This window comes from Streptomyces sp. MK37H (genome assembly GCF_018035285.1).
In the GTDB taxonomy this organism is placed as follows: domain Bacteria; phylum Actinomycetota; class Actinomycetes; order Streptomycetales; family Streptomycetaceae; genus Streptomyces; species Streptomyces endocoffeicus.
Genome location: NZ_JAAAYH010000003.1, coordinates 34,301 through 45,797, shown reverse-complemented (window position 1 = coordinate 45,797; position 11,497 = coordinate 34,301). Strand labels below are relative to the sequence as shown.

The 11,497-nt window shown below is 69.0% G+C and carries 8 protein-coding genes, 2 tRNA genes and 2 pseudogenes; 8 read left to right on the top strand and 4 right to left on the bottom strand.

Annotation, left to right across the window (positions count from 1 at the left end):
• Window positions 1-76: 76 nt before the first annotated feature.
• Window positions 77-595: pseudogene (locus GWI24_RS01285) on the top strand (ABC transporter ATP-binding protein); the annotation flags it as partial.
• Window positions 596-611: 16 nt separating this feature from the next.
• A pseudogene (locus GWI24_RS01275) lies at window positions 612-2,229 on the top strand (FtsX-like permease family protein); the annotation flags it as partial.
• A 92-nt stretch (window positions 2,230-2,321) separates the two neighbouring features.
• Here the strand turns inward: GWI24_RS01275 and GWI24_RS01270 are convergent.
• Entirely contained in the window at window positions 2,322-3,503 is a 1,182-nt protein-coding gene (locus GWI24_RS01270; protein ID WP_210944018.1) for an acyltransferase family protein, read from the bottom strand.
• Window positions 3,504-4,119: 616 nt separating this feature from the next.
• Here GWI24_RS01270 and GWI24_RS01265 point away from each other — a divergent pair.
• Window positions 4,120-4,314, top strand: a complete 195-nt coding sequence (locus tag GWI24_RS01265) for a hypothetical protein (RefSeq protein ID WP_037945927.1) — start codon at window positions 4,120-4,122, stop codon at window positions 4,312-4,314.
• Window positions 4,315-4,447: 133 nt separating this feature from the next.
• Here GWI24_RS01265 and GWI24_RS01260 read toward each other — a convergent pair.
• Window positions 4,448-4,521 (bottom strand) — tRNA-Gly (locus GWI24_RS01260).
• Window positions 4,522-4,700: 179 nt separating this feature from the next.
• Between GWI24_RS01260 and GWI24_RS01255 the strand changes: the two genes are divergently transcribed.
• The 5 genes from GWI24_RS01255 to clpX all read left to right on the top strand — a co-directional run bounded on the left by GWI24_RS01255 (window position 4,701) and on the right by clpX (window position 9,447).
• Window positions 4,701-4,777, top strand: a tRNA-Pro gene (locus GWI24_RS01255).
• Between the two features lie 155 nt (window positions 4,778-4,932).
• Window positions 4,933-6,369 carry a trigger factor gene (gene tig, locus GWI24_RS01250; protein ID WP_210944017.1) on the top strand — a complete coding sequence of 479 codons (1,437 nt, stop codon included), beginning with the start codon at window positions 4,933-4,935 and terminating at the stop codon, window positions 6,367-6,369.
• Window positions 6,370-6,658: 289 nt separating this feature from the next.
• Window positions 6,659-7,261: an ATP-dependent Clp protease proteolytic subunit gene (locus tag GWI24_RS01245; protein ID WP_198548849.1), complete on the top strand. Its 603-nt coding sequence runs from the start codon at window positions 6,659-6,661 to the stop codon at window positions 7,259-7,261.
• 61 nt (window positions 7,262-7,322) lie between these two features.
• A complete protein-coding gene (locus GWI24_RS01240) occupies window positions 7,323-7,979 on the top strand; it encodes an ATP-dependent Clp protease proteolytic subunit (protein WP_059145703.1) in 657 nt (218 codons plus the stop codon).
• Window positions 7,980-8,160: 181 nt separating this feature from the next.
• A complete protein-coding gene (clpX, locus tag GWI24_RS01235) occupies window positions 8,161-9,447 on the top strand; it encodes an ATP-dependent Clp protease ATP-binding subunit ClpX (protein WP_210944016.1) in 1,287 nt (428 codons plus the stop codon).
• 106 nt (window positions 9,448-9,553) lie between these two features.
• Here the strand turns inward: clpX and GWI24_RS01230 are convergent, their stop codons facing one another.
• Both GWI24_RS01230 and GWI24_RS01225 read right to left on the bottom strand, forming a co-directional pair.
• On the bottom strand, window positions 9,554-10,405 hold the full coding sequence (locus GWI24_RS01230; RefSeq protein WP_210944014.1) for a hypothetical protein: 852 nt from the start codon (window positions 10,403-10,405) through the stop codon (window positions 9,554-9,556).
• Between the two features lie 76 nt (window positions 10,406-10,481).
• Entirely contained in the window at window positions 10,482-11,471 is a 990-nt protein-coding gene (locus GWI24_RS01225) for a hypothetical protein (protein WP_210944012.1), read from the bottom strand.
• Window positions 11,472-11,497 lie beyond the last annotated feature (26 nt).

Sequence of the window (11,497 nt, the reverse complement as noted above, 5' to 3'; positions counted from 1 at the left end):
GCCGTCATGGCTGCCGAGGGGCCGTGATCCGTACGTTCGAGGGGAATCGGGCGAACTCCTCGGAAGGGTCACCACCATGGGGCTGCGCAAGCGGCGACAGACAGCGGCGGCACCGGCCCCGCACCACGCCCATGCCATCGAACTCCACGGTGTCCAGCGCCGCTACGGCCGGGGCCGCATCGCCGTCCACGCTCTGCGCGGCATCGACCTGGCCCTTCCGCACGGCAGCTTCACCGCCGTCATGGGCCCCTCCGGCTGCGGCAAATCGACATTCCTTCAGTGCGCCGCCGGGCTCGACCGGCCGACCGCAGGGACCGTCAAACTGGGTGGCACCGAAATCACCGGAATGAGTGAGAACAAGCTCACCGCGTTGCGCCGCGCCCGCCTCGGCTTCGTCTTCCAGTCCTTCAACCTCCTCCCCTCCCTGACCGTCGAGCAGAACGTGCTGCTCCCCATGCGGCTCGCGGGCGCCCGACCCAACCGCCACCGGGCCCATGAGGTGCTCGCCCAGGTCGGCCTGGGGGACCAGGCCAGGCGGCGGCCCGGCGAGCTCTCGGGTGGGCAGCAGCAGGGGGCACCTCCCGGCCGAAGGCTGGGGGAGGGTGGCCATCGCGGGCACCGTCGCCCTCTCCGTGGGCCAGCGCGGCCGCGAGATGGCCCTGCTGCGGGCGATCGGCGCCACTCCACGTCAGATCCGCCGCTCGGTCGCGGCCGAGGCGCTGCTGGTCGCCCCGCTCGCGGGCGCGGTCGGCCTGCTGCCCGGATGGGCGCTCGCCCGCTGGTGGGTCGGGCAGCTCAAGGAGAAGGGCGCCGTCCCGGGGCCCGTGGAGCTCTCGATCTCCTGGATTCCGCTCCTCGTCGCCGTCGGCGCGGGCTTCTTCACCTCGCTCCTGGCGGGCCTCATGGCCGCCCGCCGCCCGGCGCGGATCCCGCCGGGGCGGGCGCTCGGCGAGGCGGCCGTGGAGCGGCTGGGACCGGTGTCGCCGCCTCGGCCTCCGGCGACGACGCGGCCAACGCCGCCCTTGGGGTCGTGATGCTCTTCATGCTCGCCGTGGCCCTGCTCGGCCCGGTCATCGCCCGCCTGTGCGCCTGGCTGATCGGGCCGCCGCTGCGCGCCGGACCGGCGCCGGCCCATCTGGCCTCGGCCAACAGCCGGGCCAATGCCCGCCGCCTGGCCTCGGCGATCACCTCGATCGTGCTGGCCATGGCCTTCGCCTCGACCCTCGTCTTCATGCACACCAGTGAGGACCACACGGGCGCCCGCCAGCGGCGGGCGGGCATCGTCGCCGACCAGGTGATCTCCGCTCCGGAGGGGCTGCCGTCCGGTACGGCGGCCCGCGCCGCTTCCGTACGGGGCGTGGCCGCGTCCGTGGGGCTGCTGCGCACCGGGGTGCTGGTCCCGGTGGGCTCGGGCGACGGCCGCTGGCTGCGGACCGCGTCGGCGCAGGGCGTCTCCGGGAGCGGCCGCGACCTGGCGGCCGTACAGGACCTGGACGTCCGTAAGGGGCGCCTGGACGCCCTGGGGGGCCGGGCCGGGTGGCCGTGGACGGGCTGCTGGCGAAGGCGGCCCATGCCCGGATCGGCCACCGGCTCGCCCTCCACCTCCCGGACGGCACGACGATCTCGCCCACCGTGGTCGCGATCTACGGGCGCGGGCTGGGGATCGCCGAGCTCACCCTGCCCCGTACGGCGCTGTCCGGCCATGTGACGTCGGCGTTCGACAGCGATGTGCTGGTGCGGGACGCCGAAGGCGCCGACCGTAAGGCCGTCGCCGCGGCGCTCGGCCGGCGGCTCGGCGAGGACATCACCGACCGGGACGGCTATGCGGCGGCCCAGGACGAGGAGCGGAAGCCGAACGCCTGGGCCAACACCGTCATGGCGGGCGTCCCCGGCGGCTTCGCGGCCGTCGCCGCCGTCAACACCCTGGTGATGACCGTGCTGGACCGCCGCCGTGAGCTGGGCATGCTGCGGCTGATCGGCACCACCCGGCGGCAGGTGCTCGGGATGGTGCGCTGGGAGGCGCTGCTGGTGGCCACGGCGGGCATCGGCCTGGGCACCGCGATCGCCCTGGTCACGCTCGTGCCGATGATGAGCGGCCTGACCGGCGAGGACCCGTACGTCCCGCCGCTCACCTACGCGGGCTTCGCGGGCACGGCCGTGGTGCTGGGCCTGGCGGCGACGGCGCTCCCGGCCCGTGCGGCGCTGCGCCGCACGACGCCGAAGCCGTGAGCCGTAAGCGTTGAGCCGTGGAAGAGCCGAGAAAGGGCTGGCCCGTGGGGATCCGCGGTCCAGCCCTTCGCGTCGTGGCGGCCGTTGGCGCGCTAGGCCGCCGTCGTCGTACGGCTGCGGGCCTGTTCGGCGGGGTCCTTACGGAAGGCCCAGGCCATCTTCGGCTCCATGGCGAAGCGGAATGCGCGCTGAACGGGAGGCGTGCACAGCACGGTGACCACGGTGGCGGCGATGATCGTGACCGCGATCTCTCCCAGCGGCTTGTGCAGCCACTCGTACTTGTCGTACCAGCCCCAGAACCGGGAGCCCTTGGCGAGGAAGCCGTGCAGCAGATAGCCGTACAGCGTCCCGGCGCCCAGCACCGTGAACCACATATGGCGCCGCGGCACCCAGGCGAAGAAGCAGCTGACGAGCACGACCGAGCAGCCGAAGAGGGCGAGCGTCATCACCGGGCCGGTCCACGGCGGCGCACCCAGCTCCTGGACGCTGTCGCGGTGGTAGAACCACGCCGAGCTCATCCGCGGCGCCGCCCAGTAGGCGAACAGGAGAGCACACGCGAAGATCGGCACCGACGCGATCCGCACCGAGCGGCGGCGGATCATCTGGAAGTGCTCGGGCTTCATGCACAGGCCGAGGATGAAGAACGGCAGGAACTGCAGCAGCCGCTGCATGTCCAGGTCGTCGCCGATGTCGGGCGAGACCGCCGCGAGCGTGGCGACGGCGAGCGCGAGCGGGATCGGCCAGCGCACCAGCTTCCAGATCGGAGTGGTCAGCCGCCATACGAACAGCGCGACCAGGAACCAGGTGAGGTACCAGGGGTCCAGCAGGCTGAAGTCGTACGTCGGATCGTCGTCCGCCCAGCGCTTGAACAGCGTGTACGCGACCTCGAAGATCACATAGGGCACCGCGATGCCGGTGATCAGGCGCTTGAGCCGGTCCGGCCGCATGTCGAAGCTGCGCGAGAAGTAGCCGGAGATCACGATGAAGGCCGGCATGTGGAAGGTGTAGACGACCATGTACAGCGCTTCCGCGGTGCGGCTGCTGTCGGTGAGCGGCTCCCAGGAGTGGGCCATCGCGACCAGCACGATCGCGAGGTACTTCGCGTTGTCGAAGAACGCGTCCCGCTGTTTGGGCTTCTGCCCGGCGGGGGAGGCGGCTGGCGGGGTGGTCGCCTGCTGCCCTGGTTCGTCGGCCCGCGGTGAGGGGGGAGTGGGCGCCGCCTCCTGGGGGAGCGGGGTCCGCTGATAACCGTGCGGGCGCAGGGAGTTGGTCACAGGCCCTCCCACCAGGAACTGGGGGAGAGTACCCGGGACCTCACTGCGCGTGGGGGAGTCATGGCAGCGTGAAACATCTGAGGCACGATAGCGCCGAAACCTGTATTGCGTAAAACCTCGTTCAGTTTGCTTTCCGTTCATAGTCTCCGCATCGCGGCCGATAGTCGCTCCCGGTAAGTCGACCGAGGAGTCGACAAAGCGATGCGATCATTCGATATCCGGGCAGAGGCTGTCCGTTCTGATGGCTTTCATCCCGCTTAATTGGGGCATATGCCCCGCGGGAGGCTCTGGCGGAATGTCTGATTCATTGATGTTTTGTCACCCTGTCGAGTGACCGCCGAGTGAATTCCGAATTCCTGCCTGAGGTCATCCGGGGTGATCGGAATTCACCGGTCGGGCGGCTCGCGGAGTTGTGGGGAGCATCACCCGTAACCCTTTGAATGAACGGTTACCGGACGGGTACCGGAGCGGGGGGTGTCGTGTGCACATGTGACCGTTTATCGCTCCACCCCACTGCTGAGCGGCGGGAGTTGATGGCACGATGGTGGCTGCGGGGGTGTGCGGGGTCGCGTGCTTCCGGGGCCTGTGAGACGTGTGCGACCGAGGGTGGGATGTTGTGGCCATTTCCCTGTCATTGGTACTGCTGGTGGGCATCATCCTGGTGTTCATGATCCGCAATGGCCGGGTCAAGTGGGGGCCGGCCCTGGTCGCGATCCTCTTCGGGTTCCTGCTCGCCTCGTCCAATGTCGCGCCGGACATCCAGAAGTTCCTCGACTCGGCCGCCGAGGCCATCGCCGACATCAACCCCTGATCGCCGACCCCTGGTATCGACTCCCGCAGTCACCCGCCCCCATGTCCCGGGGAGCGGGTGCCCGGACGCGTGCGAGTGTGCGCAAAAGCGAACGGCCCGGCCCGGGGAACTCCCCGGGCCGGGCCGAAAGCAGTGGAGCGGGCGACGGGAATCGAACCCGCGTAGCCAGTTTGGAAGACTGGGGCTCTACCATTGAGCTACGCCCGCACGCGCCGCGTACACGGATGCACCGGTCTCCCGGACACCTCCGCCCAGGCATGATCACCCGGTTCGCGGCACGGCATGCATCGTAGCGGTTCCCGACCGTTCCCCGCACACCCTTGCCCACCAGTCGAATAACCGGCAGCCGGGGCGTCCGCGGGCATGTACCCTACGTGTCGCACCGACGGGGTGTGGCGCAGCTTGGTAGCGCGTCCGCTTTGGGAGCGGAAGGTCGTCGGTTCGAATCCGGCCACCCCGACCATCCACAGGCGTCAAGATCGCGTTGTGGGGCCCGTCATGCTTGCGGTTACTATGCAAGCTGCGTGTCTGTGTCTTTTTAACCGGACGCGAATCCGCTGCGACGCGACAGCGCACCGCAGCTGAACACCACACGTCAGCCCCCAAGGAGACCGAACCGTGAAGAGCGCCGTGGAGAACCTGAACCCGACCCGGGTTCGGCTCACTGTCGAGGTGCCCTTCGAGGAGCTCAAGCCCAGCCTCGACGCGGCGTACAAGAAGATCAACCAGCAGGTCACGGTGCCTGGGTTCCGCAAGGGCAAGATCCCGGCCCGCATCATCGACCAGCGGTTCGGTCGTGGCGCCGTGCTGGAGGAGGCCGTCAACGAGGCGCTCCCGAAGTTCTACACCGACGCGGTCAACGAGGGTGAGCTGAACCCGCTTGGCCAGCCCGAGGTCGACATCACCGAGCTCAAGGACAACGAGCTGCTGACCTTCACCGCCGAGGTGGACATCCGCCCGGCGATCGAGATCCCGGACTACTCCGGCATCGAGGTCACCGTCGACTCCGTCGAGGTCTCGGACGAGGACATCGACAAGTCCGTCGAGCAGCTGCGGGAGCGCTTCGCCACCACCAGCCCGGTGGAGCGCGCCGCCGCCGAGGGCGACATCGTCGTGATCGACCTCGAGGCCAAGGTCGACGGCGAGGTCCTGGAGGACGGTGTCGCCACCGGCGTCACCTACACCATCGGCTCGGGCGAGCTGCTGGACGGCATCGACGAGGCCGTGACCGGCCTGGAGGCGGGTGGCGAGGCCACCTTCACCTCCGAGCTCAAGGGCGGCTCCGCCCAGGGCAAGGAGGCCGAGGTCTCGGTCAAGGTCTCCGAGGTCAAGGCCCGTGAGCTGCCCGAGCTCGACGACGACTTCGCCCAGCTGGCCAGCGAGTTCGACACCCTCGAGGAGCTGCGCGGCGACAGCCGTAAGCGCCTGGAGCGGTCGAAGAAGTTCGAGCAGGCCACCCAGGCCCAGGAGAAGGTGCTGGACGCCCTGCTGGAGCTGGTCGAGGTGCCGATCCCGGAGAAGCTCCTCCAGGACGAGATCAACACCCGTAAGCACAACCTCGAGCACCACCAGCTCGGCCAGATGGGCCTCAACCTCGAGTCGTACCTGCAGATGCAGGACAAGACCGCCGAGGAGTTCGACGCCGAGCTCAAGGAGCAGGCCGAGAAGGGCATCCGCACCCAGTTCGTCCTCGACGAGCTGGTCAACAAGGAGCAGCTGTCCGTCGGCCAGGAGGAGCTCACCGAGCACCTCATGCGCCGTGCGCAGTCCTCCGGTATGAGCCCGGACCAGTTCGCCCAGGCCGTCGTCGAGGGCGGCCAGGTGCCGATGCTCGTCGGCGAGGTCGCCCGCGGCAAGGCGCTGGCCGTGGTGGTCGAGGCCGCCAAGGTCGTCGACGACAAGGGCGAGACCGTGGACCTGGACGACGAGGAGGACGAGACCGGCGAGACGGTCGAGGCCACCTCCGAGACCGCCGAGGAGCCCGCCGCGGCCGAGGCCGAGGCCGCCGAGGCGCCCGCGGAGGCCGAGGAGAAGCAGGACAAGGCCGAGAGCTGATCCCGGTCCGCTCCACAGCCCGTACGAACGGGCCCGAACGTCTGCACGCGTCCGGGCCCGTTCGTGTTCCGCGACGCCGGTCCGGCGCCGGGACATGCGCTCAGAGCGAACAGTTCCTGATGCGGGATGGCGCCCGCCGACCAGCGCGTTAGGGTCCGTAGATACGAGGGCAGGGGAGTCTCGCGAACCCGCCGGCCACATTGGCGGCCAGGCCCCCACACCCCAGAAGAAGACGCTGAGACGGCCAGTCAGCCGTCAGAGACGAGCAGGTGGATACGTGACGAATACGATGCCTTCCGCCGCCGGCGAGCCGACCGTCGGTGGCCTCGGCGACCAGGTCTACAACCGGCTGCTCGGCGAGCGGATCATCTTCCTCGGCCAGCCGGTCGACGACGACATCGCCAACAAGATCACGGCTCAGCTGCTCCTGCTCGCCGCCGATCCGGAAAAGGACATTTACCTCTACATCAACTCCCCGGGCGGCTCGATCTCGGCGGGCATGGCGATCTACGACACCATGCAGTACATCCAGAACGACGTGGTCACCATCGCCATGGGCCTCGCCGCCTCGATGGGCCAGTTCCTGCTGAGCGCGGGCACCCCGGGCAAGCGCTTCGCGCTCCCCAACGCCGAGATCCTGATCCACCAGCCCTCCGCGGGTCTGGCGGGTTCCGCCTCGGACATCAAGATCCACGCCGAGCGACTGCTGCACACCAAGAAGCGCATGGCCGAGCTGACCGCCTTCCACACCGGCCAGACGGTTGAGCAGATCGTCCGTGACTCCGACCGCGACCGCTGGTTCTCCGCCGACGAGGCCAAGGCGTACGGCCTGGTCGACGACGTCATGACGTCCGCCTCCAGCGTTCCGGGCGGGGGCGGCACCGGGGCCTGAGGCCCGCCGTCCCGTAGCCGACCTCCAGCCCCCAGATCGCCACAGGATGGTGAAGACCCAGATGAGCAACTTCCCCGGCAGCGGCCTGTACACCGGCCCGATGGCCGAATCCCGCTATGTCGTTCCGCGCTTCGTCGAGCGCACCTCCCAGGGCATCCGCGAGTACGACCCGTACGCCAAGCTCTTCGAAGAGCGCGTGATCTTCCTGGGCGTCCAGATCGACGACGCCTCGGCCAACGACGTCATGGCGCAGCTGCTGTGCCTGGAGTCGATGGACCCGGACCGCGACATTTCGGTCTACATCAACTCTCCCGGCGGCTCGTTCACCGCGCTGACCGCCATCTACGACACGATGCAGTTCGTCAAGCCCGATATCCAGACGGTGTGCATGGGCCAGGCGGCGTCCGCCGCGGCCGTGCTGCTCGCCGCCGGTACGCCGGGCAAGCGGATGGCCCTGCCCAATGCCCGGATCCTGATCCACCAGCCGTACAGTGAGACCGGGCGCGGTCAGGTCTCCGACCTGGAGATCGCGGCCAACGAGATCCTGCGGATGCGCTCGCAGCTCGAGGAGATGCTGGCCAAGCACTCCACGACGCCCATCGAGAAGATCCGCGACGACATCGAGCGGGACAAGATCCTCACGGCCGAGGAATCCCTGTCGTACGGTCTTGTCGACCAGATCGTCTCCACCCGTAAGACCTCGGTCGGTCTCGGCTGAATCTTCGGTGGAAACACCCCCCTTGGACCGAGTAGGTCCAAGGGGGGCCCGAACCGGGGGCCCGGCAAGGTACCGTCGTAGAGGGCTGAGGGCCCCGGCCCACGGGAAAGAAGCAGAAAGCGCAGCGCAAGCACCCGGTTCCGCGGAGCAAAGCGGATCCAAGGCGAAGGGGAAGCACCTCGTGGCACGCATCGGTGACGGCGGCGACCTGCTCAAGTGCTCGTTCTGCGGGAAGAGCCAGAAGCAGGTGAAGAAGCTCATCGCGGGCCCGGGCGTGTACATCTGCGATGAATGCATCGATCTCTGCAACGAGATCATCGAGGAGGAGCTCGCCGAGACCTCCGAAGTGCGCTGGGAGGAACTCCCCAAGCCGCGCGAGATCTATGAATTCCTCGAGGGCTATGTGGTCGGCCAGGAGGCCGCCAAGAAGGCCCTCTCGGTCGCCGTCTACAACCACTACAAGCGGGTCCAGGCGGGCGAGAACGGCGGCCACAGCCGCGACGACGGCATCGAGTTGGCCAAGTCCAACATCCTGCTGCTCGGCCCCACCGGCTCCGGCAAGACCCTGCTCGCGCAGACCCTCGCCCGGATGCTCAACGTGCCCTTCGCCATCGCCGACGCCACCGCGCTCACCGAGGCGGGCTATGTCGGCGAGGACGTGGAGAACATCCTCCTCAAGCTGATCCAGGCCGCTGACTACGACGTCAAGAAGGCCGAGACGGGCATCATCTACATCGACGAGATCGACAAGGTGGCCCGCAAGAGCGAGAACCCCTCGATCACCCGCGATGTATCAGGCGAGGGCGTTCAGCAGGCGCTGCTGAAGATCCTGGAAGGGACCACGGCGTCGGTGCCGCCGCAGGGCGGCCGGAAACACCCGCACCAGGAGTTCATCCAGATCGACACCACGAATGTGCTGTTCATCGTGGGCGGCGCCTTCGCCGGTCTGGAGAAGATCATCGAAGCGCGGGCGGGCGCCAAGGGCATCGGATTCGGCGCCACGATCCGCTCCAAGCGCGAGATCGAGGCGAGCGACCAGTTCCAGGAGGTCATGCCCGAGGATCTGGTGAAGTTCGGAATGATCCCGGAATTCATCGGCCGTCTCCCGGTCATCACCTCCGTCCACAACCTCGACCGCGAGGCGCTGCTGCAGATCCTCGTCGAGCCGCGGAACGCCCTGGTGAAGCAGTACCAGCGGCTGTTCGAACTCGACGGGGTGGAGCTGGACTTCGACCGCCCGGCCCTGGAGGCCATCGCCGACCAGGCGATCCTGCGCGGCACTGGGGCCCGGGGCCTGCGCGCGATCATCGAGGAGGTGCTGATGTCGGCGATGTACGAGGTGCCCTCCCGCAAGGACGTGGCCCGCGTCGTCATCACCGAGGACGTCGTGCACTCCAATGTGAACCCCACGCTGGTGCCCCGCACCCGCGGCACCGAGCCGGGCGAGCGGCACGAGAAGAGCGCGTAGCCGCACCCGCACGCGTAGCCGCCCCGCTGAGAGCGTACGAAGAGGGCCCCGGTCTCCCGGGGCCCTCTTCGTGTCGTACGCGCCCTGTGGCCGCTTCACAGGTGGTTCAGGCGGGCTTGCGGGTGTCCTGGTAGATGCCCGCGGTCACCTTGGCGAAGGACTCCATGTCGGCGTCGGACACCGAGGTGTTCTCCGCGTTGACGTCGAGCACCATCGCCGCGTCCGTCTCCTCGGCCCAGACGCAGGCCGGGGCGTAGATCCGGTCGTAGAGCTTGACCACCTCGCACTCCACCGACGGGCCGTCAGCGCCCTTCGGCTGGAACCGCTTGCGCTTCCGCTCCACCGTGGGGGAGCCGTCGCCGCCCGCGAAACCCTTGAACATCTCGTCGCGGACCGTGTCCGGGTCGCTGATGTCGCCGTACATACCGGAGAAGGCGAGCCCCGAATTGTCGTCGTCCGACCGTTTGTACTGGGCCAGGACCGAGGTCGCGCCCTCGGGCATGCTGCCCTGCACGCTGGTGCCCTCGTTGTCGAGGTCGTCCGTGCCCTTGTCCAGCGTGTAGGTGTCGTCGGCGAGCGTCTTGGGGGTGACCAGCTTCATCGCCTTCGGGCCGTCGTCACCGCTGGACAGCACCACGGCGCCGGTGACGATCGCGCCCACCACCACGAGCCCGGCCACCGTCACCGCGATGATCTTGGTGCGGTTGCCGCCCCCGCCGCCCCCGCCGGCCGCGGGCGGCGCGGGATAGGGCGGCTGGCCGTAGGGACCCGCCTGCTGCGGGTAGCCGTAGCCCTGCGGGGGCTGCGCCTGCGGATAGCCGTACCCCGGCGACTGCGCGTACGGGTTGGGCTCCGCGGGCTGCTGCTGCCCCCCGCCGTACGGATTGGGCTGGGCGCCCCCGTACGGGCCGGGTCCGCCGCCGTAGGGCCCCGGCGGCGGTGGCTGGTTGTGGCTCATGGCTGTGGGGGTCCCCCTCCGGATCGGCTGTGGCCTGTGAACTGCGCGGCCCGCTCGACTACTTGATCTCCACGCGCTACTTGATCTCCACGCGCGCGTCGTTGCGGACCTTCGCGGTGATCTCACCGGCCTCGTCGAGCGACATGCTCTTGCCGGACAGCGCCGCGGCCGCGTCGGAGACGACCACGTAAGCCACCGTGCTGTTGTCGCCCCACATGCAGATCGGGATCGAGAAGCCCTTGGTGGGTATGCCGCTGGAGCCGGAGTCCCCGGTCGGGGTGAACTTGGTGTTCTGGCACTTCATCACGGCGTTCTCGAAGCCGCTGGGCGTCACGGTCTCCGGGCTGCCCACGAGCTCGGCCTTCATCCCGCCACTGGTGGAGGGGTCCTTCTCGGCCTCTTGCGCGATCTTCGAGAAGGCGCCGTCGACGACCGCCTCGGGGTCCTTCACCTCGCCCCAGACGCCGTTGAGCTGCAGTTGCTTGGCGCTCATGCCCTCGCCGGACTTGTACTCCGCGCTCTCGGTCTTGGGGTTGGTGACGCCGAACTTCTCGAAGTCGTCCGCGTCCGAGGAGGTGAGCCCGCCCCCGCCGGAGGAGCTCTTGGTGTAGTCGCCGGCCACCGTCGCGGGGGTGGTGAGCTTGTACCGCTTGCCGTCGTCGGCGACCTTACCGCCGCCACCACTGTCGTCCCCGCCCTTGAACATCAGGACACCGCCGACGACCGCGGCCACCACGACCACCGCGCCGATCGCGATCGCCAGGCCCTTCTTGTTGCCGCCGCCCTGGCCCGGGCCCGGCTGGTACGGCCCCGGCATGCCCGGCTGGCCGTACGGCTGCTGCTGGGCGTACGGGTTCGGCTGCTGGCCGTAGGGGCCCGGCTGGCCCTGCGGCTGCCCGGGGTAGCCGTAGCCCTGCTGGGGCGGCTGCTGCGGCTGGCCGTAGGGACCCGGCTGACCCGGCTGCTGCGGGTAGCCGTAGCCGGGCTGGCCGGCCGCTCCACCCTGCCCGTAGGGACCCGGCTGTTGGGGCTGCTGGCCGTAAGGGCCCGGCTGGTTGTAGCTCATCTGTATCCCTCGTTAGAAAACGTGCT